General features: G+C 72.4%; 24 protein-coding genes and 1 tRNA gene. 5 read left to right on the top strand and 20 right to left on the bottom strand.

The genetic code is table 11. The features are described 5' to 3' along the window. The 9 genes from IFT90_RS07255 to IFT90_RS07215 all read right to left on the bottom strand — a co-directional run bounded on the left by IFT90_RS07255 (position 1) and on the right by IFT90_RS07215 (position 13,879). Positions 1–4,047: a LamG-like jellyroll fold domain-containing protein gene (locus IFT90_RS07255; protein WP_192041640.1), complete on the bottom strand. Its 4,047-nt coding sequence runs from the start codon at positions 4,045–4,047 to the stop codon at positions 1–3. Next, a complete protein-coding gene (locus IFT90_RS07250; protein ID WP_192041639.1) occupies positions 4,044–5,474 on the bottom strand; it encodes a hypothetical protein in 1,431 nt (476 codons plus the stop codon). The genes IFT90_RS07255 and IFT90_RS07250 overlap by 4 nt, the downstream gene beginning before the upstream one ends. Then, positions 5,471–6,076: a hypothetical protein gene (locus IFT90_RS07245; protein WP_192041638.1), complete on the bottom strand. Its 606-nt coding sequence runs from the start codon at positions 6,074–6,076 to the stop codon at positions 5,471–5,473. Before IFT90_RS07245 ends, IFT90_RS07250 begins: the two co-directional genes overlap by 4 nt. After that, complete coding sequence (locus tag IFT90_RS07240) at positions 6,076–7,752, bottom strand: sugar transferase (RefSeq protein ID WP_199861743.1); 1,677 nt, start codon at positions 7,750–7,752, stop codon at positions 6,076–6,078. Before IFT90_RS07240 ends, IFT90_RS07245 begins: the two co-directional genes overlap by 1 nt. Before the next feature lie 677 nt (positions 7,753–8,429). Further along, positions 8,430–9,455 carry a glycine betaine ABC transporter substrate-binding protein gene (locus IFT90_RS07235; protein WP_192041637.1) on the bottom strand — a complete coding sequence of 342 codons (1,026 nt, stop codon included), beginning with the start codon at positions 9,453–9,455 and terminating at the stop codon, positions 8,430–8,432. Further along, the gene (locus IFT90_RS07230; RefSeq protein ID WP_192041636.1) at positions 9,452–10,237 is read right to left on the bottom strand and encodes an ABC transporter permease subunit; all 786 of its coding nucleotides are present in this window, start codon (positions 10,235–10,237) and stop codon (positions 9,452–9,454) included. Before IFT90_RS07230 ends, IFT90_RS07235 begins: the two co-directional genes overlap by 4 nt. Next, positions 10,234–11,568, bottom strand: a complete 1,335-nt coding sequence (locus tag IFT90_RS07225; RefSeq protein ID WP_371812176.1) for an ATP-binding cassette domain-containing protein — start codon at positions 11,566–11,568, stop codon at positions 10,234–10,236. The genes IFT90_RS07230 and IFT90_RS07225 overlap by 4 nt, the downstream gene beginning before the upstream one ends. Beyond that, positions 11,555–12,205 carry an ABC transporter permease gene (locus IFT90_RS07220; protein ID WP_192041635.1) on the bottom strand — a complete coding sequence of 217 codons (651 nt, stop codon included), beginning with the start codon at positions 12,203–12,205 and terminating at the stop codon, positions 11,555–11,557. Before IFT90_RS07220 ends, IFT90_RS07225 begins: the two co-directional genes overlap by 14 nt. A 285-nt stretch (positions 12,206–12,490) precedes the next feature. Then, on the bottom strand, positions 12,491–13,879 hold the full coding sequence (locus tag IFT90_RS07215; RefSeq protein ID WP_192041634.1) for an LLM class flavin-dependent oxidoreductase: 1,389 nt from the start codon (positions 13,877–13,879) through the stop codon (positions 12,491–12,493). Positions 13,880–13,958: 79 nt separating this feature from the next. On the opposite strand from IFT90_RS07215, the gene IFT90_RS07210 reads away from it, so the two are divergent. The 4 genes from IFT90_RS07210 (at position 13,959) to IFT90_RS07195 (ending at position 16,544) form a co-directional block, all read left to right on the top strand. Further along, positions 13,959–15,182 (top strand): MFS transporter, encoded by a 1,224-nt coding sequence (locus IFT90_RS07210; protein ID WP_371740864.1) that lies wholly within the window; start codon positions 13,959–13,961, stop codon positions 15,180–15,182. A gap of 221 nt (positions 15,183–15,403) precedes the next feature. Further along, positions 15,404–15,814: a cupin domain-containing protein gene (locus IFT90_RS07205; protein ID WP_244644834.1), complete on the top strand. Its 411-nt coding sequence runs from the start codon at positions 15,404–15,406 to the stop codon at positions 15,812–15,814. Beyond that, a complete protein-coding gene (locus tag IFT90_RS17515) occupies positions 15,709–15,966 on the top strand; it encodes a GNAT family N-acetyltransferase (protein WP_192041632.1) in 258 nt (85 codons plus the stop codon). Before IFT90_RS07205 ends, IFT90_RS17515 begins: the two co-directional genes overlap by 106 nt. A gap of 371 nt (positions 15,967–16,337) precedes the next feature. Continuing rightward, the gene (locus tag IFT90_RS07195) at positions 16,338–16,544 is read left to right on the top strand and encodes a hypothetical protein (RefSeq protein WP_192041631.1); all 207 of its coding nucleotides are present in this window, start codon (positions 16,338–16,340) and stop codon (positions 16,542–16,544) included. 213 nt (positions 16,545–16,757) lie between these two features. Here IFT90_RS07195 and IFT90_RS07190 read toward each other — a convergent pair whose 3' ends face one another. From IFT90_RS07190 to IFT90_RS07180, 3 genes are all read right to left on the bottom strand, one after another. After that, positions 16,758–17,168: a hypothetical protein gene (locus tag IFT90_RS07190; protein ID WP_192041630.1), complete on the bottom strand. Its 411-nt coding sequence runs from the start codon at positions 17,166–17,168 to the stop codon at positions 16,758–16,760. 183 nt (positions 17,169–17,351) lie between these two features. Further along, positions 17,352–17,525 carry a hypothetical protein gene (locus tag IFT90_RS07185; protein ID WP_192041629.1) on the bottom strand — a complete coding sequence of 58 codons (174 nt, stop codon included), beginning with the start codon at positions 17,523–17,525 and terminating at the stop codon, positions 17,352–17,354. Positions 17,526–17,555: 30 nt separating this feature from the next. After that, positions 17,556–17,756 carry a hypothetical protein gene (locus IFT90_RS07180; protein WP_192041628.1) on the bottom strand — a complete coding sequence of 67 codons (201 nt, stop codon included), beginning with the start codon at positions 17,754–17,756 and terminating at the stop codon, positions 17,556–17,558. A 123-nt stretch (positions 17,757–17,879) separates the two neighbouring features. Here IFT90_RS07180 and IFT90_RS07175 point away from each other — a divergent pair, with 123 nt between their 5' ends. After that, a complete protein-coding gene (locus IFT90_RS07175) occupies positions 17,880–18,344 on the top strand; it encodes a hypothetical protein (RefSeq protein ID WP_192041627.1) in 465 nt (154 codons plus the stop codon). A gap of 141 nt (positions 18,345–18,485) precedes the next feature. On the opposite strand, the gene IFT90_RS07170 is transcribed toward IFT90_RS07175, so the two are convergent. From IFT90_RS07170 to IFT90_RS07135, 8 genes are all read right to left on the bottom strand, one after another. Further along, on the bottom strand, positions 18,486–18,701 hold the full coding sequence (locus tag IFT90_RS07170) for a hypothetical protein (protein ID WP_192041626.1): 216 nt from the start codon (positions 18,699–18,701) through the stop codon (positions 18,486–18,488). A 301-nt stretch (positions 18,702–19,002) separates the two neighbouring features. Next, positions 19,003–19,983 (bottom strand): alpha/beta hydrolase, encoded by a 981-nt coding sequence (locus tag IFT90_RS07165; protein ID WP_371812174.1) that lies wholly within the window; start codon positions 19,981–19,983, stop codon positions 19,003–19,005. Next, positions 19,976–21,499: an MFS transporter gene (locus IFT90_RS07160; RefSeq protein WP_371812173.1), complete on the bottom strand. Its 1,524-nt coding sequence runs from the start codon at positions 21,497–21,499 to the stop codon at positions 19,976–19,978. Before IFT90_RS07160 ends, IFT90_RS07165 begins: the two co-directional genes overlap by 8 nt. 235 nt (positions 21,500–21,734) lie before the next feature. Beyond that, positions 21,735–23,129, bottom strand: a complete 1,395-nt coding sequence (locus tag IFT90_RS07155) for an NAD(P)/FAD-dependent oxidoreductase (protein WP_192041625.1) — start codon at positions 23,127–23,129, stop codon at positions 21,735–21,737. Positions 23,130–23,310: 181 nt separating this feature from the next. Further along, complete coding sequence (locus IFT90_RS07150) at positions 23,311–23,562, bottom strand: hypothetical protein (RefSeq protein ID WP_192041624.1); 252 nt, start codon at positions 23,560–23,562, stop codon at positions 23,311–23,313. 82 nt (positions 23,563–23,644) lie between these two features. After that, complete coding sequence (locus IFT90_RS07145; protein WP_192041623.1) at positions 23,645–24,622, bottom strand: aldo/keto reductase; 978 nt, start codon at positions 24,620–24,622, stop codon at positions 23,645–23,647. A 106-nt stretch (positions 24,623–24,728) separates the two neighbouring features. After that, entirely contained in the window at positions 24,729–25,616 is an 888-nt protein-coding gene (locus tag IFT90_RS07140; protein WP_192041622.1) for an alpha/beta hydrolase fold domain-containing protein, read from the bottom strand. Between the two features lie 104 nt (positions 25,617–25,720). Further along, positions 25,721–25,805: transfer RNA gene (locus tag IFT90_RS07135), tRNA-Leu, on the bottom strand. Positions 25,806–25,812 lie beyond the last annotated feature (7 nt).

Genomic DNA, 25,812 nt, shown 5'->3' with positions numbered 1-25,812 from the left:
TCAGTTGCCTGCCTTCGTGATGGTCAGGTCGTCCCACGAGGAGACGACGGGTGCGTTGGTGGCGGAGGCCGACAGGTAGGAGTGGAAGCCCACCCGTCCCGCGGCCTGGAGGCCCGCCGTGGAGTCGGTCGCGGTCTTGGCCCACGCCGTCGGCTCGGTGCCGCCGGCGGCCCAGACCTTCGCCCGGACGGTCGTCGGCGACGTGCCGGTGACCTCGAGGGCGACAGCGATCTTCTGTCCGGCGACGTAGGTGAGGCCGGGCACGACGCTCTCGGTGCCGAGGACCGTCTGCGTGCCGTCCGCCGCCTGGCGGAACAGCGCGACGGCGACGGCGCCGTTGGCGCGGAACGTGACCTTGGCGCGGTAGTCGCCCTGGCCCGTCACGCCCCGGCCGATGACGGACGCGTAGACGCCCGCCCCGGTCGGCACCTTGTCGAGGGCCACGGTGACGCGGGTGGCCGCGTCGGTTGCCTGCACGCCGTTCAGGTAGATCTGCGGCCCGGAGCCGGCGGCCGCCATCTTGATCAGACCGGCGCCCTGCGCGGTCGTGAACGACGAGACCGCGTTGGGGGTCGTCCACGCGCCTCCGGTGTCCGCCGAGCCCCAGCCGCCCGTCGTCTGGCGCTCGAAGGCGTCGGCGGCGTAGGCGGTGGTGGCAGGCGGCGTCACGACCGGGGGAGCGACGACCACGGGGGCGGTCACGGTCACCGGCACCGTGGTGCTGGCCGTCGCGCCGTCGTCGTCGGTCACCGTGAGGACGACCTGGTACGTGCCCGCAGCCGCGTAGGCGTGCTGCACGGTCGCGCCGGTGCCGACCTGGCCGTCCCCGAAGTCCCACGCCCAGGAGGCGACGGTCCCGTCGGAGTCGGAGGAGGCGCTGCCGTCGAGCGAGGCGGCCAGGTCGACCGAGGTGCTCGTGGCCGAGGCCGTGGGGGCGACGTTCGCCGGGGCCGGCGGCGGGGTGACGACCCCGGTGCCGGCGTCGTGGTGAGCCGTCACCTGAGCTGCGGTCAGGGCCGTCGGGTAGACCGACACCTCGTCGATCGACCCGGCCACGTACGAGCTCGAGGAGCCCCACGTGACGTCGCCGCCGACGTGCCAGCGACCGTTGTAGCCCTGGGCGCCGGTCTGCGGGTTCGTGCCCACGGCGACGCCGTCGACGTAGAGGACCATGCCGGCGCTCGACTGCGTGGCCACGACCTGGTGCCAGGCACCGTCGTTGTAGGCGCGGTCGGTCGTGATCGTGTTCGCCTGGCCCGTCCAGGTGCCGAACACGAGGCGTCCGTCGTCCTGCAGGTAGACGTGGCGGTCGTAGTTGCCCGAGAGCCCCTGTGCCGAGTCGCCGTAGCCGATCAGCTTGCCGCCGGCGGTGGACGTCGTCGAGAACCAGAGCTCGGTGCTGTAGGTGCTGGGCGCCTGCGCGTCCTGCACCTGGACGACCTGGCCCTGCTGTCCGTCGAAGCCGAAGGCCGAGCCGGTGCTGCCGAGGGCGCCGGCGACGCCCTTGGTCACGCCGCCCGTGATCAGGCCGGGCGCGGGCGAGGCCGTCGTCGAACGGGCGGTGCTGCCCGAGCCGGTGTCGTCGAGGCGCCAGTACAGCGACGGCTCGTCGGTGGTCACGGCCTTGCCGTAGGCGTCGGTCGGCGCGGCAGGGACGGTCGAGGTGCGACCGGACGCGACCCAGTGGCCGTCCACCTGCGCGGCGCTGAGGACGGTCGGGTAGACCGCCACGTCCGCGACGTCGCCCGTGAACCAGTCGCTGCCGGCGTTCGGCCAGCCGCCCACGGAGTCTCCGCCGACGCGCCAGTAGCCGGCGTAGGCCTGGGCGCTCGTCACATCGCCGCGCGCGGCCACCTTGACCCCGTCGATCGACAGGCTGATGCCCGTCGAGCCGAGGCTGGCCGTGGCGAGGTGCCACTTGCCGTCGTTGAGGCCGGGCTCGCTCGAGACGGTCTGCGTGCCGCCCGCATACGTGCCGAAGGTCACGCGCCCCGCGCCGTCCATGTAGACGTGACGGTCGTAGTTGGACGAGTTGCCCGTCTGCGAGCTGCCGAAGCCGACGATCTTGCCGCCGGACGTGCTCGTCGTGCGGAACCACGACTCGACGGTGAAGGTCTGGGGTCCGTCGACCGGCGAGTTCGCCGCTGCCGTCGAGCCCTGCTGCCCCGGGAACGTGGCGGCAGTCGTGCTGACCGGACCTGCAGTGCCGCGCTGGACGGCGTCCGTCGCGGTGGCGTCGGTGAACCCGACGTGGTCGTAGACGGCCGTGCCGGAGGGCTCGCCGAACGTCCACAGGCTGGTGGCGCCGTCGGCGGCCACCGCCTTCTCGTACGGGTCGCCCGCCGACGAGGACACCGTGACGGCGTCGGAGCGCGAGCCGGTGAAGGTGTTGCCCGCGGCGTCCGTCACCGACACGCGGTACGTGTGGCTGCTGCCGGGGGCGAGGCCGGCGTCGACGAAGCCGAGGGTCGGGAGGCGCCAGAAGCGCGAGTCCGCCACCTGGGTCGCGACGGGGGTCGTGCCCGAGTCACGGAACAGGCTGTAGGTCAGGCTGCCGTCGTCGTAGTCCCAGGTCGTGGGGAACGACACGCGGACGCTGCCCGACGCGAGCGAGAGGCCCGTGGGCTTCATCGGCGCGTACTGGGGAGCGACCTTGTTCGGCGCGGTGTCGCGCGTGGCGAACGTGGCGAGGCCCTGCTGCGCCTTGCCGTTCACCTGCGTGAACTCTCCGCCCATGACGAGGTACTTGGCGGTGCTCGACGAGGCGCCGAGCGACCAGCCGCCCTGGTACTGCTTCGTGTACGAGCCGGAGTTGACGAGCGGGTACCACGGCAGCTGGGTCGGGGTGGCCTGGCCGGAGTAGATGCTGCCGACGCTCGGACCTCCCTGGTCGGTGCCGGTCGCGGCGACCGTGTTGGCGGTCGCGCGCTTCCAGACGGACGGCGACTGCTCGGCGAAGGCGCCGACAGAGGTGCAGTCGTGCGAGTGCGAGACCGCGTAGGCGACCTGGCCGATGACGGCCGTGCCGTAGCTCGCGCCGTAGCAGTTGTCGAGCCAGACGAGGGCGCCGGTGTCGAAGCGAGCCGCGAAGCGCCCGTCGAACCAGTGGCCGCCCTCGCCGTTGCCGGTCGCGTAGATGACGCCGTCCACGACCGTCATGTCGGTCACCCAGGAGCGGTTGGATCCCTGCTGCGCCGAGATGGGCTTGGCCTCGAAGGGCTGGATCGCGCCGACCGAGCCGTCCACCGCACCGATGCCGACGATCGGCTGGCCGCCGATGGTCTGGAACCGGCCGCCGATGACGACGCGGCTGTCGTCGGGTGCCGCCACGACGGCCTGGGTGATGTTGTCCGTGCCGGGGTTCCACGCCGTGAGCGTGCCGGTCGCGGTCGTGAAGGCGGCCGCGTTGGCGCGGGCCTTCGAGCTCGCGGTGCCGAACGAGCCGACGACGTAGACGGTCGTGGCGGTCGGGGCGATGCCCCACACGGAGCCGGAGATGGAGGCCGAGAACGACGTCTTCAGGGCACCCGTCGAGACGGTGAAGGCCGCGATCTTGCTCTTGGCGACGCCGCCCACGGTCGAGAAGTCGCCGCCGACGTAGAGGGTCGCACCGTCGGGCGAGACCTCGACGGAACGGCCCTGCGCGCTGAGGTTCGGGTTCCAGGGCAGGATCGCGCCCGTGCGGACGTCGAACGCCATGGCGTTGTTGCGGGTGACCGAGTTCTGCCCCTCGGCGCTGCCCGAGGGCCGGGCGGCCGTGAAGGCGCCGACCGCGTAGGCCGTGGTGCCGACGACCGCCGTGCTCCAGACGACGCCGTTGATCTGCGGCGTCGGGAGGACGTCGGAGCTGACGGTGGCCGTGCTCGCGGCGGCGACGCTGCCTGCCGGGGAGCTGCTGGTGTAGGCACCGGTGACGGTCATGCCGGGGGCGGCAGCCGTCGCCGCCGAGGCGGCCGTGGGCGCCCAGGCGAGGCCCCCGGCCACGAGGGCCGTCAGGGCGAGGACGCCGACGGCCGAGCGGGCCGTTCGACGAGGGGTGGGGGTCATGGTCGTGTCTCTCCGGTCAGGGTCTCGGGCGAGCGGTCTGCTCGTCCGCGGTCGGGTGCGGGTCGGGTCGTGAGGGCGAGGGGGCGGTCGATGGGGTCGGACGTGGGGGGAGGAGGTCCGAGGTCGGCGGGACGGGGGCGGCCCGGCACGGCGGCCGCGTCGCCGAGGCTGGTCACCACGCGCCGCACGAGCAGCCCGCCGAGCACGCTGCCGGCGCAGAGCGCGAACGGCACCGCGGCCGGGGGAGCGCCGACGCCGAGGACGGCGACGGCGGCTGCGAGGGAGAAGAACGAGTCGGCGACGCGCACGGCGAGCACGCGGGCCTGACCGCCCCGGACGGCCGCGAGCGACCCGTACGGGGTGACGGCCGCGACGCTCACCGCGTACGCGGCCCACCCGGCGACCGCGAGGGTGTCGAGCGGCCGGCCCGCGACCAGCTCGCCTGCGACGGGCGCCAGCAGCACCGCGACGGCACCGACGGCGAGGGCGCCGACGAGGAGCCGCAGCACTGCCCGGTCGGCACGACGCACGAGCGTCCGGGTCGGCACGGCGTGGGCCACGGCGAAGGTCGCGAACAGGTAGGTCGACAGGCCGCCGACGAGCAGCAGGACGGGCGCCACGAACACACGGGCCGCCTCGAGGTCGCCCGTCGCGACCGTCCCGACGAACAGCACCACGAGGAGGCGCGTCACGGTCAGCAAGGACGGTCGCACGACCGCCTGGGCTGCGCGGAGCGACCCGTAGGCGGCGACGATCCGCACCCCGCTGTGGCCGGTCGCCCAGCTCGGCGAGGCCGTCGCCGCCCGGCGGGGGCCAGCGAGCGCGAGGGCGGTCACGAGGGCGACGGACTGCCCTGCGCCGAGCGCGGCGAGCGGCAGCAGCAGCCCGGTGGTGCCGCCGACCGCGAGCAGGCCGGCCGTGCCGAGCAGCGCGCCGAGGCCGGTGAGGTCGACGACGACGAGCCGCCAGAAGCGCAGCTGCGCCATCAGGAGGCGCCGCACGACCTCCTCGGCGGCGAAGGCACCTGCGGCGAGGGCGAAGAGGGCGGCCTCGGCCGGGGCGAGCACGCCGGAGGCGCCGATCACGACGCCCGCGACCGCCGGCGCAGCGACGCACCAGACGGCAGCCCAGGCGAGGAGCCCGCGGCGGACGTCTGCGGAGCCACGGTCGAGCACGGTCAGCGAATCGCCGACGAAGCCGCTGGCGAGGGCGGCGAAGACGACGACGACGCCGTACAGCACGGCGTAGACGCCCCAGTCCGACGGCGCGAGCAGGCGCACCGCCACGATCTGCCCCGCGAGGCCGAGCAGGGCCTGCGTGCCCTGGCCGCCCAGCGCGCCGAGCACGTCCGACCGGCGGCGCGGCCGAGTCCGTGCCGCCGGGGCCGCGCCCTCCCGGCGCACCCCGTCGTGCGTCGAGACGGTCATCGGGGGAGGCTCCCCGTGAAGGTGGCCGGCGCGTGCACGCCGTCCAGGTCGAGGTAGAGCGTGGCCTCGTCGCGGCGGTCGTCCGGGACGACGAACGCGTACCGGGCGGTGACGTCGGCGCCTGCGGCGACGACGCTGTCGAGGTCGGCCACGTCGACGTCGTCGTACAGCGGCGCGGAGGGGACGGCGTCGCTGCCCGCGCGCAGGCTCGGGACGACCGACGTGAGGTCGACGTCCGCGTCGGTGCCGTTGTGCACCGTGACGGCGAAGACCACGTAGGGAGCCCCCGTGACCACGCCGGCCCCGGTCGCGGTCACCGTGCCCTGGTCGACCGCCTCCGTGGTGACGGTCAGGCCGTCCGGGTAGTCGACGGAGTCGGCGAACGGGACCACGTCGGCCTGCACGCGGTCGTCGGGCGCCGCGGCACCGTCGCGCTCGACGGCCGGGGCACCGGTCTCGGTCGTGACGTACGCGGGGGCGTCGATCCCTCCTCCGCTGGCCGTCGCCTCGTTCGACCCGGTCGTGACGACGACGGCCACCACGACGGCGGCGGCCAGCACGACCACGCCGGCTCCGGACAGGAGCAGGGTGCGGCGGCGCATCAGTAGGCCCCGTCGTGACGGAGGAGCACGCGGACCGTGCGCCACATGATCACGAGGTCAGCGGTGAGGGACCAGTTCTCGACGTAGTACAGGTCGAGGCGGACGCTGTCCTCCCAGCTGAGGTCGCTGCGGCCGTTGATCTGCCACATGCCGGTCAGGCCGGGCTTGATGTAGAGCCGACGGTGCACGTGGCGCTCGTAGTCGGCGACCTCGCGGGGGAGGGGCGGCCGGGGGCCGACGACGCTCATGTCGCCGCGGACGATGTTCCAGAGCTGGGGCAGCTCGTCGAGCGACCATTTCCGCAGCAGGCGTCCGACGCGGGTCACGCGGGGGTCGTGGCGCATCTTGAACAGCGGGCCCGCGCCCTCGTCCGCCGTGCCGAGCGAGCCGAGCAGCTGCTCGGCGTCGACGACCATCGACCGGAACTTCAGCATCTCGAAGGTGCGGCCGTCACGGCCCACGCGGCGCTGGCGGAACAGCACCGGCCCGGCGCTGTCGAGCCGGACGACGAGGGCGAGGACCAGGAGGAGCGGCGCGAGCACCACGAGGGCGCCCCCGGCCAGGACGAGGTCGGACACCCGCTTCATCGCGTGGCGCGGCCCGTCGAACTCGGGCAGCTCGACGTGCATCAGGGGAAGTCCCTCGACGGGACGGAAGTGGATGCGGGGACCGGCGACGTTGGTCAGCCGGGAGGCGAGGACGAGCTCGGTGGCGCGGCCCTCGAGGGACCACCCGAGGTCGCGGAGCCAGTCGCGGCCGCGGCCCGCGTCGCCGGCGACGATCACGCTCTCGGCGCTGAGGCGCCAGACGGCACGCGGCACGTCGTCGAGGCCCGCGACGACGGGGACGACGCGGTCGCCGACGACGACGCCGGAGCCGTCACGGTCGCCGTCGGTCAGAGCTGCCCCGACGACGTCGTAGACGGCGCCGCTCGTCGCGTCGATGCGGTCGACGACGTAGGCGACGTCCTCCCGGCTGCCGACCACGACGGCGCGGGAGAGGAAGTGGCCGGCGCCGCGCTGGGCCTCCAGCCACCGGCGCATGCCCCACCGGCCGAGCACGAGGCCCGCGCCGCCCGCGGGCAGCGCGACGAGGAAGTACTCCTGGCCGCCGACGTGCCCGGCGACCGAGAACCCGACGGCGACGACGACGAAGGCGAGGACGCTGGCGCTGCCCACGCGCTTGTACTCGAGGACGCCGCTGCCGACGACGGCGAGGTCACGGCTGCGGTAGAGGGCCAGGGCGGCGGTCCAGACGACCGCCACGACGAGGGGGAGCCAGAGCGCCTCGAGGACGCCGTCCACGACCGCCGAGGTCGAGCCGGCGCCCTGGTCCACCAGGTCGTCGAGCACGTCGACGACCGCGGCGGCCACCACGCTGGCAGCGACGACCGCCGTGTCGACGACCCGGAGGCGGCGCCGGTAGCGGAGCGCCCACCGGGCGCCGGTGAGCGTCTCGGCGGCGGGCTCGGCGAGGGGGGCCGACGTCCGCGCGGGATGCGCCGACCCGGCCGCAGGCTCGGTGGTGACGACGGGCGCGGAGGAGGCAGGCGAGGGCGCGAGCAGGTCGACGGGCTCGGCCGATCCGTCGAGGACGGGACGCACGGACGCGGAAGAGGATCCGGCGGGGCGGCCGGAGGGCAGGAGGGTACGGAGGGACGACGGGCTGCTGGGCATGGGGGACTCGTGCTCGGGTAGGCGACGAATGACACCGGCGCCGATTCGGGCGGCGACGGGCAACGGAACAGCCGTCCGGTCGGGATTCGGGTCCGTCCGGACGACGGGGGTCGACGGCTCGTCTGCTGGCGGCCGCGGGTACGGCAGCAGGCGACGGACGTCGCTGGGCGCCGCCGACGACGGGTGATCGTCGGCAGGGCCCGTTCGGGTGGGTGGAGCGGTTCGGGTGGAGCAGTTCGGGTGTGGCTCTCCGGGGCGGTGGGTGCCGCTGCCGGTGACTCGACTCTAAGGTGGGGGACCCCCCGGGAGGGGACCCCCCGTTCGGGGGTTCCCCTGCCCCCCGCACGTGGGACACCGCGACGCGTCACCCCGGGCGAGTCGCGCCCGGGTCCCCGCCGGCCGGGCGACCGGGAGGTGCCTTCCCCGCCGCCCGCCGTGAGGCGCCCCTGCGGTCCGACCTCGCGTGAGGACGTGGTATCACCTGGTCACAGGCACATTTGGACCCAGTTCAGAGCCCACCGGTGCAGGTGCCCATCGACGACCATACGACGACAGCTGTCGTGCAGACCGGGTGACGCACCCCCTCGCCCCGCAGACGGGGGACGACGAACGGCAGGTGTCGCCACCTGCCGTTCACCCTGCGTCTAGCCCGTGTTAATCACCCCCCGGGCGATGTGTCACGGGCGTGTCACGAAGCCCTCCTCGACCATCCAGTCGAAGGCGACGTCGGCGGGCTCCTCGCCCTCCACGTCGACGCGGCGGTTCAGGGTGCGGAGCTCGTCGTCCGTGAGCGCCGGCGAGATCTGCTCGTAGACCGCGGCGAGCTGAGGGTAGGTCGCCAGCACGTCGTCGGTCAGCACCGGGGCGACGTTGTAGGCGGGGAAGAACCCCTGGTCGTCCTCCAGCACGGTCAGGTCGAGGGAGTCGATGCGCCCGTCGGTCGTGAAGACCTCGCCGAAGTTGCACCGGCCGCGGTCGGTGGCCTCGTAGACGGTGCCCGTGTCGAGGATGCTCACGTTGCTCGTCGGCACCCCGTCCGCCGCGCCGAGCTCGAGGCCGTAGCGCTCGAGCATGGGGGCGAAGCCGTCCGCCCGCGAGTTGAACTCCGCCTCGACGCAGAACGTCCGCTGGTCGACGGGGAGGGCCGCGATCTGCGACAGCGTGGCGACGTCGCCCAGCTCGGCCACCGCCTCCGACCGGACCGCCATCGCGTAGGTGTTGTTGAGCGGTGCGGGCTCGAGCCAGACGAGGCCGTTGGCCTCGTCGGCGTCGCGCACGGCCTCGTACTGCTCCTGCTTGTCCGGGATGCCCGACGCCTCTCCGAGGTACGTGAGCCAGGCGGTGCCCGTGTACTCGTAGGTCATGTCGGCGCCGCCGTCGAGCATGAGCTGGCGGACGGCGACGCTGCCCGGGACGTTGGTCATGTCGGTGACCTCGAAGCCCGCGGCCTGGGCGGCGAGCACGGCGATCTTGCCGAGGATCAGCTGCTCCGTGAAGTTCTTGGCCGTGACCGTGATCGCGGCGTCGTCGGGGAGGTCGTCGATCGCCTCGATCGAGCCGGGCGCCACGGCGGGCACGAAGGCGGTCGCGGGCTGCAGCCCGCAGCCCGTGAGGAGGGCCGCGGACGAGGCGGCGACGACGCTCAGCAAGGAGGCGCGGCGCAGCGCCCGCAGGCGGGGGCGACGGTCGTCGGTGGGGGTCATCGGAGGCCCTTCGGTCGGGCGACGTGCTCGACCACGCGGCCGAGCCAGTCGATGAGCAGCGCGAGGAGGGCGACGAGCAGGGCGCCCGAGACGAGCACCTTCGGCAGGAACAGGTTGACGCCGGTCGTGATGAGCAGCCCGAGACCGCCGGCGCCGATGAACGTCGCCAGGGCCGCCGAGCCCACGAGCAGCACGAGGGCGGTGCGGATGCCGGAGAGCATGACGGGCACGGCGAGCGGCAGCTCCACGCGGAACAGGACCGAGGCGGCGGACATCCCCATGCCCCGACCGGCCTCGACGAGGCGCGCGTCGACGCTCTGCAGGCCGACCATGGTGTTGCGCAGCACGGGCAGCGCCGCGTAGAGCACGAGGGCGATGACGGCGGTCCAGAACGAGAAGCCGAGCCACAGGGCCAGCAGCACGATCAGGCCGACGGCAGGGGCCGCCTGCCCGAAGTTGGCGAGCACCAGCACCGGCCCGGCCGCGCGCCGGAACGGACGGCGGGTGAGGAGGACGCCCAGGGGCACGGCGAGCACGAGGACGATCGCCGCCGACGCGAAGGTGAGCGCCAGGTGCTCGCCCGTGTAGGTGACCAGGGCCGACGGGTTCAGGGTGGTGCGCTCGGCGGTCGTGAGGTCGGCGGTCGCGAGCCAGACGCAGAACGCGGCGAACACCACGGCGACGGCGGCCGGCTGGACGACGAGGCCGAGCCACGACGGCCGGGCACGCCGGGGACGGCCGGCGGACGAGGAGGCGGCGGGAACGTCGGCGACGGCGGTCACGGTCGGTCCCCGGCCGAGCCCGCGCCGTCGGCGACGCGGTCGCCCTCGGCGGGGTCGCTGGCGATGGTGTCGCCCTCGGCGGCGAGCGGCGCGTCCTGCGGCTGCCCGACGACGGGCAGGGGGCCCGTGTTCGTGCCGACCGGGGCGCCCTCGAGCGCCACGGCCGCGGCCTTGCGCGCCCGGGTGATGGCCTCCATGACGACCTCGACCGTGATGACGCCCACGAAGGCGTCACGTCGACCGGTGACCAGCGCGGCGCCGGCGCTCGAGACGAGCATCGTGTCGAGGGCGTCGTTGAGGGTGGCCCCGCTGCCGATCACGGGCAGCTGGGGATCCGTCCCGTCGGGCACGACGTCGAGGCGCGAGAGCTGCCGCAGCGACGGCCAGCGGGCGGGGCGGCCGCGGTCGTCGACGACGACGGCGTGCTCGTGCCCCGCGGCCTCGACGCGGGCGGCCACCTCGCGGCCGGACTCGCCGGCCTTGGCGACCACCGCCTCCGCCAGGTCGACGTCGCGCACCCGGGTGAGCGTCAGCTGCTTGAGCCCCGCGCCGGAGCCGATGAAGTTCTCGACGAACTCGTTCGCCGGCTCGGCGAGGATGCGCTCCGGGGTGTCGTACTGCACGATGTGCGCGCCCTCGGAGAACACCACGATCCAGTCGCCGAGCTTGACGGCCTCGTCGAAGTCGTGCGTGACGATGACGATCGTCTTCTGCAGCTCGTGCTGGATGTTGATCAGCTCGTCCTGCAGACGCTGGCGCGTGATCGGGTCGACGGCGCCGAACGGCTCGTCCATGAGCAGCACGGGCGGGTCGGCGGCGAGGGCCCGAGCCACGCCGACGCGCTGCTGCTGGCCGCCCGACAGCTCCCGGGGGAACCGGTCGCGGTAGGTCGCCGGGTCGAGCGAGACGAGCTCGAGCAGCTCGTCGACGCGGGCCGTGATGCGGTCCTTGGACCAGCCGAGCATCTTGGGGACGATCGCGATGTTGGCCGCCACCGTCATGTGCGGGAACAACCCGCCGGCCTGGATCACGTAGCCGATGCGGCGGCGCAGCTCGTCGCCGTCGATGTCGGTGACGTCGTCGTCGCCGAGCACGACCCGGCCCTCGGTGGGCTCGATCAGGCGGTTGATCATCTTGAGGGTGGTGGTCTTGCCGCAGCCGGAGGGGCCGACGAGCATGACGATCTTGCCCGCGGGGATCTCGAGGGTGATGCCGTCGACGGCCGGGGCGGCCTGTCCCGGGTAGCGCTTCGTGACCTGGTCGAGCAGGATGCTGCGGCCCGACACCTCCGTCGCGGACGAGGAGGCGGTGGGGGAGTCAGTTCTGGACACGGATGCCTCTCGAGATGGTCAGGCGGCCGAGGCCGACGAGCAGGAGGTCGAGCACGAGGGCGAGGACGACGACGCCGACCACCCCGGTGACCACGGAGGCGAGCGCGTTCGCGCCGCCGGCTCGGGACAGGCCCGAGAAGATGAAGCCGCCGAGGCCGGGCCCCAGCGAGTACGCCGCGACGGCGGCGATGCCCATGACCATCTGCGCGCTGACGCGCACGCCGGTGAGGATGACCGGCCAGGCCAGCGGCAGCTGCACCTGGACGAGCGTGCGGAGGCTCCCCATCCCTATGCCCCGCGCGGACTCGACCAGAGCCGGGTCGACCTGGGTCAGGCCCACCACGGCGTTCCGCAGCACGGGCAGGGTCGCGAAGAAGGTGACGACGACCACCGCGGGCACGACCCCGAAGCCGAGCGGCACGATCAGGAGGCCGACGACGGCGAAGGAGGGGAGGGTCAGGCCGATGGCCGAGACGCTGTTCGCCACCGCGGTGAGGGCGGGCACCCGGTAGACGAGCGCGGCCAGGACGACGGCGATCACCACCGCGAGCACGAGGCACTGGACCACCAACGAGAAGTGCTGCCACGAGGCGAACCAGATCTGGTCCCACCGCCCCGTCACGTAGTCCCACGCCATCTGATCCCCGTTCCTCGTCACTCGCTCGTCGACCCGTCCGCACGAACGCCCGGCCTGGACCGGGCGTTCGGCGTCCACCATAACGAGGACACGTCGGGTCTTGTCCAGGCGACGAGCGTCGCCCGGGTCGCTCGGGCACGCCGGTCGTTACCTGCGAGCGGGCACGGAATCCCCGGTCAGGCGGTGGGTCGACGTGCAGGGAGCGGAGGAGTGTAACGATCGTGAGCAGAACGCGGGAGGCGCGGTGCAGGACCTGCCTGCACCGCGCCTCCTGCGGACTCCCCGTCAGGCCGAGGGCACCCTCGCGGACGCCTTGTGCCGGGCTCCGTGGTGCTCGTCCGGCAGCCGGTCGCCGCGGCCGAAGAGCTTCTGGCGGAGGGTGCCCGGCTCGTACTCGGTCGGGTAGACGCCGCGAGCCTGGAGCACCGGGACGACATGCTCGACGATGTCCTCGAAGGTGCCGGGGGTGATGGCGTAGGCGAGGTTGAACCCGTCGACGTCCGTCTCGGCGACCCACTCCTGCAGCTGGTCGGCGATCTGCTCGCCCGACCCGACGATGCGCGGACCGAGCCCCCCGATGCCGGCCGCCTCCGCGATGTCGCGGATCGTCCACTCCTTGCCGCTGTCGCCCTCCTGCGCCTGGAAGTTGGCCAGCGCCGACTGGATCGCGTTGCTCTCCACGTCGCCCACCGGGTCGTCGAGCGAGTACGTCGACAGGTCGACGCCCATCCAGCCCGACATCAGGGTCAGCGCGCCCTCGTGCGACGCGTAGCGCTGGTACTCCCGGTGCTTCGCCTCCGCGGCCTCGGGCGTCGCGTCGGTGATGATCGTGAGCAGCGTGTAGATGCGGGCCGAGTACCGGTCGCGGCCCGCCTCCTCGAGGGCGTCGCGGAGCTTCGTGACGGTCGCGGCCAGGCGCTCCTTCGTGGGGGCGGCGACGAAGATCGACTCGGCGTTGCCGGCGGCGAAGCGGATGCCGCGCGGCGAGGCGCCCGCCTGGTAGATCACCGGCGTCCTCTGCGGGCTCGGCTCGGAGACGTGGATGCCCGGCACCTTGTACCAGGTGCCCTCGTGCCCGATCTCGTGCACCTTCGTCGGGTCGGTGAAGACGCCGGTCTCGCGGTCGCGGACGACGGCGTCGTCCTCCCACGAGCCCTCCCACAGCTTGTACAGCACCTCGAGGTACTCGTCGGCCTGGTCGTAGCGGTCGTCGTGGTCGAGCTGGTCGTCGGCGCCCATGTTGCGAGCGGCGCTGGGCAGGTAGCCGGTGACGACGTTCCAGCCCACGCGACCGTCGGTGAGGTGGTCGAGCGTCGACATGCGCCGCGCGAACGGAACGGGGTGCTCGTAGGCGGTGCCGGCCGTGATGCCGAAGCCGAGGTGCTCGGTCGCGGCCGCCATGGCCGAGACGAGCAGGATCGGGTCGCCGACCGGCGTCTGGGTGCCGTTGCGGAGCGCCGCGTCGTGGTTGCCGCCGTAGACGTCGTAGGTGCCGAGCACGTCCGCGATGAAGAGGCCGTCGAAGCGACCGGCCTCGAGGAGGCGCGCCAGGGAGGTCCAGTAGCTCAGCTTCGTGTAGTCGGGCGAGCGGTCGTCGGGGTGCCGCCAGAGACCGGGGGACTGGTGCCCCACGCAGTTCATGTCGAAGGCGTTGAACCGGATGCGTCGAGTCATCGGGCCATCGTCGTCGCGCACCGTCGCGGGCGCCACGGGCCTGCAACACGGCGTCACACGCGACGCCTAGTCTTGGTCGGTGACCCGCCCTGCCCCGACCCGCCGCGACTCGCCCCGCCCTCCTCGTGCACGGCTCGGACGGGACGTCGTCGTCCTGGGCGTCATCGCCTTCTTCGTCATGGTCGGCTTCGGGGTCGTCGTGCCCGTGCTGCCCGTCTACGCGGCGAGCTTCGGCGTCGGCTACGTCGCCGTCGGCGCGGTGCTCTCGGCCTTCGCCCTGATGCGCCTCGTCGCGAGCCCCTTCGTCGGCCGGATGATCGACGTCGCGGGCGAGCGCGTGGTCCTGTCGGTCGGCATCGGCATCGTGGCCGTGTCGAGCGGCCTCGCGGGCCTCGCGCACGACTACGTCCAGCTGCTGCTGCTCCGCGGGGTGGGCGGCATCGGCTCGGCGATGTTCACGATCTCCGCGATGACGCTGCTGCTCGCGTCGACGACGCCCGACCGGCGCGCCCGGTCGATCGGCTTCTACCAGGGCGGGTTCCTCGTCGGCGGCATGGCCGGGCCGGCGCTCGGCGGCCTCCTCGCGACCGTCTCGCTCACCGCGCCCTTCTTCTTCTACGCGGGCACGCTCGCGGTCGCGGGCGTCGTCGGCATCCTGCTGCTCAGCCCCCCGCGCCGAGGCGACGCGGCGGCCGCCGCCGCGGCCGCGGAGCCCGCGCGTCCTCTCGCCGACGTGCTCCGCGACGTGCGGTTCCGGGCGGCGTGCGTGGCGAGCTTCGCCCAGGGCTGGTCGTCCCTCGGCGTCCGCAGCGCGCTGGTGCCGGTGCTGGTCGTCGAGGTGCTGCTCCAGCCCACCTCGTGGACGGGTGTCCTCTTCGCCGTCGCCGCCGTGGCGCAGACGCTCGCGCTCGCGCCGGCGTCCCGCTTCGTCGACACCGTGGGTCGGCGACCCGCCGTGATCGGCTCGTTCGCGGTGGCCGCTGTCTCGCTCGCTGCCGTCCCGTTCGCCCCCGGACTCGTGACCCTCGGCGCGCTGCTGGCCGTCTACGGCGTCGCGACGGCGTTCATGGGCACGGCCCCGGCCGCCCTCGTCGGCGACGCGGCGGGGGCGCGGGGCGGTCGCCCGGTGGCGATCTTCTCGATGTGCTCGGACGTCGGGGCGATCGCCGGCCCCCTCGTCGCGGGGCTGCTCGTCGACGTCGCCTCGTTCGAGGTGGCCTTCGGCACGGCCGCGGCGCTGCTCGCGGTCAGCGCGATCGTCGCGATCCGGCTGCCGCGCGGCATCCCCGTGCCGCAGCCCTAGCGGGAGCTCGTGGTCGATCCACCAGCTGGCCCCTGAGCCCCGGCCGTCGGCTCAGAGCATCTGAATCGAGGCGGCCCACCGGTCTTGCACATCGATTCGGGTACAGGCGACGTCGTTCTCAGCCCGCTCTCCTGAACAACGAACCGTCCGATAGGGGATGGTTCAACAGGACGTGACAGGCTGCGGCGATGACTGACTCACCTGTTGCTCGAACGACTCTGATGGATCAGAAGCTCGCCGCCGTGACCAGCGTCTCCCACGTGGAGGTGCGCCGAATTTCGATCGCGCCCGCCACGACCGGCGGTGCCCACACGCACAACGGGCCGGTTTTCGGAACGATCGAGAGCGGCTCCGTCACTTTCCAGATCGGCACGGGCACGGAGATCGTCTTGAGAGCTGGTGACGTCTTCTACGAGCCCGCTGGGGTCGTGGTCTCGAAGTTCGACACCGCCGCTGAACCCGTGGTGTTCCTCGGCTACTTCTTGCTGGACGACGGGGCCGTTCCTGAGATCGAGTTCACCTCTGCATGGTGGAGATCGGGTATCGCGTGGATCCTGCGCAGCGCCGTCGGGGCTATGCGAGGAGATCCTCGGAGACGTTGCTCGCTGTCGCGCAACGCCACCCGGACGTGAGCATGGTCCGCGCCACGGTCAGTCCCGACGACGTGGCTTCACGAGCACTCGTCACTAGCTACGGGTTCGTGGAGACTGGCGAGCAATGGGATGAGGAAGACGGGCTAGAGACCATCTACGAAGTCTCAGCGTCAGGAGCGCCGTCGTCCTGAGCGGTGCCCGACAAGGGATCGGCTAGCGGACCGCCTCGTCGCCTGGAGAGCCCAAGGTCCTAGCGGTGTTCGCGGTCGCGTCACCTGTCCTCCCTCGATCTGCACGGGCCTGCCGACGCTCTCTCGCCTCAGCATCCTGGCGCTTCTGGGTAAGGCTCGTTCTGGCAGTCCCGAGGATGGCCATCCCGAGCAGGGCCAGCACGATGATGAGAGCCACTGGGACGATGACGATCGAGAGCACAGCGCCTCCGAGAAGTAGTGATGTCTGAAGTTAGCGAACTTCGACAGCGTGGTCGAGGCCGCAGGGCGGGGCCCGATAGGGGATCGTCCAGGGAGCTGGGCACAAAGTGGTCTGATACTTGGAGGTGGCCATGAACAAGTACGACCCTCTTCCGGGAAAAACTCAGCGCGGGGTTCGTACTGCGGCTTTGACCATGGCTGCGATGGGCGTGCAGGGGGCATTCCTCTACCGAGCCATCTTCGACGTGCCCACCTTTGTCTCCGGGATGCTCTGGCTAGGCGTTTTGTCGTCCTCCTCGTTGGCTTCATCTACAGAGGCATCAAGGACGCTCGTCTGAATCGGGCAGAACAAGCAGCTCGGGACGCGAAGTTCGAGGAACAGGAACAGCAGAAACGCACCTCGTCTTCGCGGAACTCCGACAAGCGGCTTGGGACAAGCCTGCCCGACGACTGGACCTAGTCAGCCACGATGCCCGATAGGGGATCCCATTCTGGGCCGCAGCTCGCAGGGCGTTCGGGGTAGTGCGGGGCGTCGGGCGAGCCGGGTTCTTTCACCGGTCGGTGCGCCTCCAGACCGCAACGACGTTCTGGTCGTCGACCTGTCCCTGACCGTACTGCAGGTAGCCCGTCCTCTCCGCGGAAACGACGATCGAGTCGGCCCCGAGGTCCAGGAGCTCCTGCTCCACCATCGAGGAGTTCCCGGGGCTCTCCGGCAGCTGCTCCATGGCCCAGCCGTCGGGCACCTCGACGGCGCCCTCGACGTACTCGATGCCCATGCCCAGCATCGAATGCTCCACGGCTTCCGAGGTGATGACCTTCGCCCCCTCGGGGAAGTCCACCCCTGTCACGGTGCTGATGGTCTCGAGCGGTACGTCGTGGCAGCGCGTGGAGAAGGGGTTGCAGACGCCGAACTCGCCCGGCTCGTTCAGCTTCGTGTTCACCGCGATGATCGGCGCCGCCACGACACCCGCGACGATGAGCCCGATGACCAAGAACAAGCCGACGAGCAGAAGCAGCTGCCGGCCGAGGCGGGGTGCCGGCCGAGGCGGGGCGGGGCGTACTCGTCCATCTGCCCATCCTCGGCGACGGCGACCATGGACGCGTCCGTCTGGCGCCCGAGAGGGGTGCGCCCTGCGGATGAGTCGTCAGCTGGTGGTGTCCCAGGTGAGGAAGACCACCCCGACGAGGACCGGCACGAGGGACAGCAGCGCGATGATGACGCCACCGACGACGCTCGCTGCGCGCTTGTCCATCGCCAGCCAGATGCCCCCGACCACGCCGAGGGCGCCGATGATGATCAAGGTCAGGGAGAACGCCACAGGGGTCCTTTCGAGAGTGTCGATGGCCGGCTACGAGAGGGAGATGCCCGGCGCCACCGTCACCAGCAGCACCACGGCACCGATCAACAGCGGTACCAGCGATCCGACGATGATCACCACGCCGGCCGCGACGCTGAATTTCGCACTGACGACCTCACGGTTCCGAATGAGGAACACGCCGGCACAAAGACCGATGAGGCCAGCGGTGAGGCACACGAGCGCGAGGGTCACGGTGCAGATCCTGTCATGAGATGGATCGGTCATCACTTCAGAGGCCGTCCCAGATGGGGAACGCTCGCCGGGCCCTCGCAGTGGGGCGTCCCGACGAAGTGCGCTTCATGCCATCCTTCGATCGTGCGCCTTCGATCGCTCTGCCTGTTCGTCGTGACCCTCTGCGCTGTCAGCCTCGCCGGGTGCTCGGAGGACGATCCCGGTGAGCAGGCCGGCGACATCGCTCTGTGGCTCGACCAGGCGCCTTCATCGGTGCAGGACGACGGCGACGTGCTGGCCGTCTTGGCATCGCTCGTCGAGCGGGGCGAGGAAGCAGACGGCGACGAGATCTCGGCGGCCTTCGAGGAGCCCGTGACGATCAGGCGAGTGGAACTCGAGTGTTTCGGCGACGGATCTGTCGAGGGGCTGTTCGGTCTGACGTCGGCTACGGGTGCGGGTGCGGTCGACACGACGTCCGCCCGTGCGAGCTGCGCCGAGGGCGTGGTCGAGCTGGACATCCCGGAGTCGTCCCGCGAGGGCGTGACGAAAGTCAGCTTCTCCTCGGTGGCGAGCACCGAGAAGGGCGCTTGGCGCGTCATCGTCCGATAGGGGATGGACGACTGGTCTGCTCGGTGTGCGGACTGTCTGATTCCTTGACCGCGCCGCCAGGGAGCGACGAGAAGAGCGGGCCGCTCACGGTGAGCCGAGAGGGCCTCGAGTCGGGAATCCTTCGCGGTGACGCATCATCGTCTAGAGGCTCTGGACCAGCAGCTGGAAGATGCTCAGGAACGAGACCTCGACGACCATCGAGTCGTTGCATCGATCTGGTGAGGTGGGGTCGAACGCGCAGGCCGACGATGAGGACGTGCTCTGGATGGGCCACGGAACGAACAGGATCAGCGCCATGACGACGGCGCACACGACGGCCACCGTCCGCCTGCTCCTGATCTGCTTCTTGCTCCGCATGAGCCCTCCTCTCACATCAGGCATGTCTAGGCCAACGGCACCCGCGGCGGTAGAGGAGACCCAGAAGAGTCATGCAACTGAGACAGAGGCTCACCGCGAACCGTTCCCGGCAACCGACCCTCAGGCGACCGCGTAGGACAGTTCCCAGCTCCAGGCCGGCCCTCCCGTTCTCTGTGAAGAAGTCCTGACCGCCGGATGGGGGATCCCCTGTGGAAGTCACGCGGGGAACTACGTTCGTCACGTCGAGTCGTCCAGGGGCGGGCCCGGAGCGGGCGATCCACCTGCCCGCCCCGGGATGGCGTCAGGGTGTGGGGTCGAGGAGGCGCCCGGTCCACTCGCGCAGGGCGGTGACGGCCCGGCGCGACAGGGTCGCCCCCGGCATCATGCTCGTCGACCCGTGGAACGCCCCCGGCCACACGTGCAGCTCCGCCTGCACGCCGGCCGCCCAGAGTGCGCTGGCCCAGGTGACGGTCTCGTCGCGGAACACCTCGGCGCTGCCGCAGTCGACGTACGCCGGCGGAAGGCCCGCGAGGTCGGTCGCGCGGCCGGGAGCGGCGTAGATCGACACGTCGTCACCGCCGCGACGGTCGCCGAGGTAGGCGTCCCAGCCGAACCGGGTCATCTCCCGGTCGGCGACGCCCACGCCGTCGTACTGACGGGCGGAGAGGGTGGCGTCGCGATCGTCGAGCATGGGGCTCACGAGCACCTGCCCGACGAGGGCCGGCCCCTGTCGGTCGCGGGCGAGGAGCGCCGTGCCGGCGGCGAGTCCGGCCCCGGCGCTCTGGCCGACGACGATGACCCGCCCCGGGTCGACGCCGAGTTCGTCGGCGTGCTCGGCGACCCAGACGAGGCCGGCGTAGCAATCCTCGACCGGGTACGGGTCGGGGTGCTCCGGGGCGAGACGGTAGTCGGGGCTGACCAGGACGACGTCGTGCACGAACAGCCAGTCGTCGTACGAGTCGAGGTTGCCGAGGTGGTGGCCGAACATCATGCCGCCGCCGTGGATCGCGTAGGCGCAGGCCGCGGTCCCGGTTCGGCCGATGCGCTGCACGACCGCGAGGGCGATCGGGTCGCCGAGGTGCCCGGGGACGGTGATGCTGCGCCTCTCGAGGCCGCGGGCGCGCAGTCCTTCGTCGAGCTGCGCCTCCGTCATGTCCAGCTGTCGCATCCGCGGCAGCATCTCGGCTTCGAGGCGGAAACGGCCACGGGCGTCCATCGCCTCCAGGAACGGCCCGAACTCGGGGTCGAACGGGGGGCGGGGCAGGGCGGCGGTGTCAGGCACGAGAGGGCTCCTGGGTGGTGGGGGTGGAAGTGGTCGAGGGGGCAGGTGCAGTGGTGCTGGGGGCCAGGTCGGCGGTTCGTGCCCGGAGCATCCCGACCACGACGAGAACTGCGGCGACGGCGGCGAGGCCGAGGCCGGCCACCGTCAGCGCGTCCTGGAACGTCTCGAAGCGCGCGGCCGTCCAGGTGCTCGTCGCGATGCTCCCGGTGACCATCGCGGCGACGATCGTCCCGGCCGCGGCGACCGCCGCACCTCCTGCGAGCTCGCTCGAGGTGTCGACGAGGGCGGCGCCCACCGAGGTGCGGTCCGACGGCAGCCCGGTCAGCACGGAGGCTCCGGCCACGACGCCGACGACGCGCATGCCCGCGGCGACGAGCACGAGAGCGACGAGCACCCAGACGTAGCCGTGACGGCTCAGGGCACCGAAGACCGCGAGGCCGGACACGACCGCGGCCGCGCTGACCCACGACGCCCGGCCGAGGCCGACCCGCTGCACGAACGGCCCCACGAGGCGGCCCCCGGCCAGGAGCACGACGACCTGCGGTAGCGTGCCCACGGCGGCGAGGGCCGGCGGCCAGCCCCAGGCGAACTGCAGCTGCAGCGTCACGAGGTACGACAGCCCGGCGACGGCGAGGCCCGACGCGGCCTTGAAGGCGAGGCCGCTCGACACCAGGGGGCGGGCGAGCAGGTGCAGGTCGACCACCGGGTGCCGCGCCGTCCGCAGGCGCACGACGAACCCGGCCCCGCACGCGACGGTCAGGACGACGGCGGCCCACCCCCACGAGGAGGCGGTGGCCGGCCCGACGAGGACGGTCGGCGTGACGAGCAGTCCGGTCACGGTCGCGGTGCCGATCAGCGCCCCGCCCACGTCGACGGGGTCTGGCCGCACCCCCGCGGCATCGTCCCGAGCGACGCCGCACCGGATGCCGACGAACGCCAGCACCGCGATCGGCACGTCGGCCAGCAGCAGCACCTGCCACGGGGCGACGGCGAGCACGAACCCGCCGACGGTCGGGCCGACGGCGAGGCCGACGAGCCCCGCGGTCGAGATCACCGTCAGGGCCCGGACGCGGAGGCCCTCGTCGTCGAACAGCCGGAACGCCAACGCCATCGACCCGGGGGTGGTCATCGCTGCGGCGACGCCCGTCAGCACCCGGACGATGATCAGTTGCTCGGTCGTCGTGACCGCCACGGTCGCGAGGCTCGCCACGGCCAGCAGCACGAGGCCCGCGAGCATGACGCGGCGGCGCCCCACCCGGTCGGCGACGGCGCCGAAGAGCAGCATGAGCCCGCCGAAGGCGACCGCGTAGGCGCCCGACACCCACTGCAGGCCCGTCGTCGAGGAGCCCAGCTCGCGGCCGATCGTCGGCAGGGCGACGTTGAGGACCGAGGTGTCGAGCATCTCGAACAGGAACACCGCGGACAACCCGGCCAGGGCGATCCACGCGTCGGACAACCGGGGAGGCGCGTCGCCGGCGCGCAGCCGACCGCGGGAGAGAGAGGTACTGGGGGACACGGGGGCGCACTCCTTCTGGGAAGAAGTGGCGACTCGTTCGATGCCGCGTGCGGGTGCGTCGCAGAGCGCGACGCCTTTTACCTCAGTGCTCGTGAGGCTACACGAACCGACGGCGCGGCCGCAGACGGTCCGGCGACACCGTGCACGAGGGGCGACACGGTCGCGGCGACTGCTGACGACGAAGGAGGCGCGCCCCGGTCACCCGGGACGCGCCTCCTGCGCTCTGACGGTCGCGCTACTTCTTCGCGGCGCCGGTCTTCGTCGCGGGCTTCGCCGCGCTCTTCGACTCGGTCGCGGGGTCCGACTTGGGCTGGACGACCGGCGTCACCTTGAGGAACCCGGCACGCGGGTCCTTCAGGCCGACGAGCGGCGTCTGGTCACGGCCGCCGAAGAAGTTCGTGATCCAGCCGGTGAGGATGCGCCACTTGCGGTTCAGCGTGGGCATCGCGTACAGGTGGTACCCGCGGTGGGCGAGCCAGGCCGGCACGTTCGTGACGGACACGCCCTTGAGCACGCCCGCGCCCTTGCCGATGCCGTAGCTCGCGACCGTGCCGAGCGACTCGTGACGGTACTCGGAGGCCGGGGCGCCCGAGAGCGCCGCGATCACGTTGTCCGCGACCGTCACGGCCTGGCGGACGGCGTTCTGTGCGTTCGGCGGGTAGTAGGCGGGCTGCTTCTCGGCGAGCAGGTTCGGCACCTGCGCGACGTCGCCCAGCGCCCAGACTCCGTCGAGCTTCTCGCCCTGCTCGGTCTCGACCTGCAGGGTGGCGCTGACGTTGACGTGGCCCTTCGGGCCGAGCGGCAGGCCGAGGTCGGCGACCACCGGGTTGGGCTTGACGCCCGCCGTCCACACGATGGTGCCGGCGGGGATCGTCTCGCCGTCGCTGAGGACGACGTCGCCATCGACGCACGAGGGCATCGTGGTGCCGAGGCGCACGTCGATGCCGCGGCCGCGCAGGTGGCCCAGGGTCCACTTCGAGAGCTCGGGGCCGACCTCGGGCGCGACGCGGTCGAGCGCCTCGACGAGGACGAAGCGGAGCTCGTCGCGGGACAGGCTCGGGAACTGGTCGACGGCCGCCTTGGCGGCGTCGTCCAGCTCAGCCATCGCCTCGACGCCGGTGTAGCCGCCGCCGACGAAGACCACGGTGAGCAGCTTGCGACGCGTGGCGGCGTCGGTGACCGACGCGGCCTCGGAGATGTTGCCGAGGATGCGGTCGCGGACGTACTGCGCCTCCTCCACGCTCTTGAAGCCGACGCCGTTCTCGGCGAGGCCGGGCGTCGGGAAGGTGCGCGTGACGGCGCCGAGGGCGACGACGAGCTGGTCGTAGGCCAGCACCTGGTCACGGCCGTCGGCCGTGGTGACGGTGACCTTCTTCGCGGCGGAGTCGAGGCCCGTGACCCCGGCCTCGATCACGGACGTCTTGCGCAGTGCCTTCCGGAGCTGCACGGTCACGTCGCGCGGGGCGATGTGCCCGCCCGCGACCTCCGGCAGGAACGGCTGGTACGTGTAGTACGGCGACTGGTCGACCAGCGTGATGCTGGCGCTCTGCGGCGGACGACGCTTCTGGAGCTCGAGTGCGGCGGTGAGCCCGGCGGAACCCCCGCCGAGGATGATGATTCGCTGTGTCATGGATGTGTTCCTCCCTGCGACGACCGTACTCTGCGGGCAGCACGAGGGGCGAGCCGCCGGGCCGGGCTCGGCCATGCCCGGCCGCGACCACGACCGGGCGGCTCGAAGCCCGCGCGCACGGCGACGCCCCGGCCTCGAGGAGGCGCGGGGCGTCGTGCGGGGGGAGTGCGACCAGGCTGCGTCAGCGGTCGGAGGGGACGTCCGAGTCGGTGTACGAGCCGTCGGCCTCGCCGTCGTGCGGGCCGGCGGTCGTGCCGCCGTCCTCCGGGATGTCGCTGTCGACGTACGAACCGTCGGACTCGCTCGACGTCGTGCTGTCGTGCGAGACGTGCGTGTCGCCGTCGACGTGGCCCTCGTGGTGTTCGTGGTGCTCGGTGCTGGTGTGCTCGGTGTGCTCGTGCTGCTCGTCGGTGCCGTGGTGCTCGGTGCCCATGGGGTGCCTCCGTGTTCGTCGTGGCGGTCGGCGTCCTCGCCGCCCGTGCGGCTCACAGTAGACGGACGCCGCGCCCCGTGGGTCAGAACCCCTCGTTCTCCCGGGTGACGTAGGGCGTCTCGAGCCGGTCGAGCTCGTCGTCCGTCAGCCAGAGGTCGGCGGAGGCGACGGCGTCGTCCAGGTGCTGCATCTTCGTCGCGCCGACGATCGGCGCCGAGACGACCTCCTGCTGGCGCACCCACGCCAGGGCGATCTGCGCGCGCGAGACTCCGCGCTCCTCGGCCACCTCGGCGACTGCCGCGGCGACGCGACGGTCGCCCTCCTCCTGCTGCTTGTAGAGGGTCTGCCCGAAGCGGTCCGTCTCGGTCCGCGCGGTCGTGGCGTCCCAGTCGCGGGTCAGCTTGCCGCGGGCGAGCGGCGACCAGGGGACCACGCCGACGCCCTGGTCGAGGCAGAGCGGGTGCATCTCCCGCTCCTCCTCGCGCTGCACCAGGCTGTACTGGTCCTGCATCGAGACGAAGCGGGTCCAGCCGCCGAGGTCGGCCGCGTGCTGCGCCTTCGCGAACTGCCACGCCCACATGCTCGACGCGCCGATGTACCGCGCCTTGCCGGAGCGCACGACGTCGTGCAGCGCCTCCATCGTCTCCTCGATCGGCGTCTCCGGGTCCCAGCGGTGGATCTGGTAGAGGTCGACGTGGTCGGTGCCGAGGCGGCGCAGGCTGTCGTCGATCGCGCTCATGACGTGGGCCCGCGAGAGCCCGGCACCGTTCGGACCGTCGTGCATCCGGCCGTTGACCTTGGTGGCGATGACGACCTCGTCCCGTCGCGCGAAGTCGGCGAGCGCGCGGCCGACGATCTCCTCGCTCGTGCCGTCGCTGTAGACGTCGGCGGTGTCGAACGTCGTGACGCCCTGCTCGAGGGCCCGGCGGATGAAGGGCCGCGAGGCCTCCTCGTCGAGGGTCCACTCGTGGGCTCCCCTGTCCGGCACGCCGAAGCTCATGCAGCCGAGGATGACGGTCGAGACCCGCAGGCCGCTCGTGCCGAGTCTGGTGTGCTCCATGGTGTTCTCCCTCTCGTCCGGCCTGCGCTCGTGCGGGCCGTCTCTCGTCGCCGCCGAGACTAGGCCGATCCCGGGCCGGACGGAGGCGCGGGCCGGCACCCGGAGGTCAGGGCCGGCCTCGCAGCACGCCGGCCAGGTGCGCGGTCGCTCGCCGCGCCTCCCTCGTCCACGGCGCGCCGACGAAGACGTGGAACGCTCCGCGGTACACGCGGAGCTCGCCGCGTCCGTCGACCCGGGCGAGTCGCCGTGCCAGCTCCTTCGCGTCGGCGACGAACAGGTCGCGGTCGCCCTGGTACGTGAACACGGGCGGGAGCCCGGCCAGGTCGCCGAACAGCGGGCTGACGAGCGGGTCTCGACGGTCACGGTCGCCGGCCCACCAGGCCCCGGCGACGACGAGGCCGTCCCGCCCGAGCATGGGGTCGAGGTCGGCGAGCCACGGCACCTCGGGATCGCTCAGGGTCGCGTCGAGCCAGGGCGACACCAGCAGCACCGAGGAGGCGGCGGGCCGACCCGTGTCGCGGTGCCGCATCGCTTGGGCGAGGGCGAGCGCGCCGCCGGCCGAGTCCCCGCCGAGGTGCACGACGTCGGCCCCCTCGTCGCGGAGGCCGTCGTGCACGGCGTCGAGCAGCCGCACCGCGTCGTCGACGTCGTGCTCGGGCGCGAGCCCGTACAGCGGGACGGTGACCGTCACTCCGGAGGCGCGGACCAGCCGGGCGAGGAGGGCCCAGTGGGTGCGCAGCGCCGGGTACACGTACGCACCGCCGCACGTCCAGATCAGGTGCGCCCCGGTCGAGCCCCGGCGCGGGGTGATCCGGACGACGCGCTGCCCCTCGACGGTCGTCTCCGTCACGACGGCGACGCGGTGCAGCGCCCGGGGGAACGGCGCCGCCTCCGGGCCGCGCTTCACCATCTCCCGCCGCACGCTCTCCTCGCTGCGCGTCGTGCGGGGGAACAGGTACAGCAGCGAGCGCGTGGCGGCCATGAGGAGCGACATGAGCCGACCCTACGGCGCGCCGGCGGCGGCAAGAAGAAAGGCCCCGCCGAAGCGGGGCCTTTGTCCTGACACTGTCTCAACCAATGTCTCGATCTCACGATCGGTGTCCGAGGGGGGACTTGAACCCCCACGCCCTATACGGGCACTAGCACCTCAAGCTAGCGCGTCTGCCATTTCCGCCACCCGGACTGGATGG

Origin of the sequence: Frigoribacterium sp. CFBP 8766, from assembly GCF_014841435.1 — a bacterium.
GTDB lineage: Bacteria > Actinomycetota > Actinomycetes > Actinomycetales > Microbacteriaceae > Frigoribacterium.
This window is presented reverse-complemented; position numbering and strand designations above follow the sequence as displayed.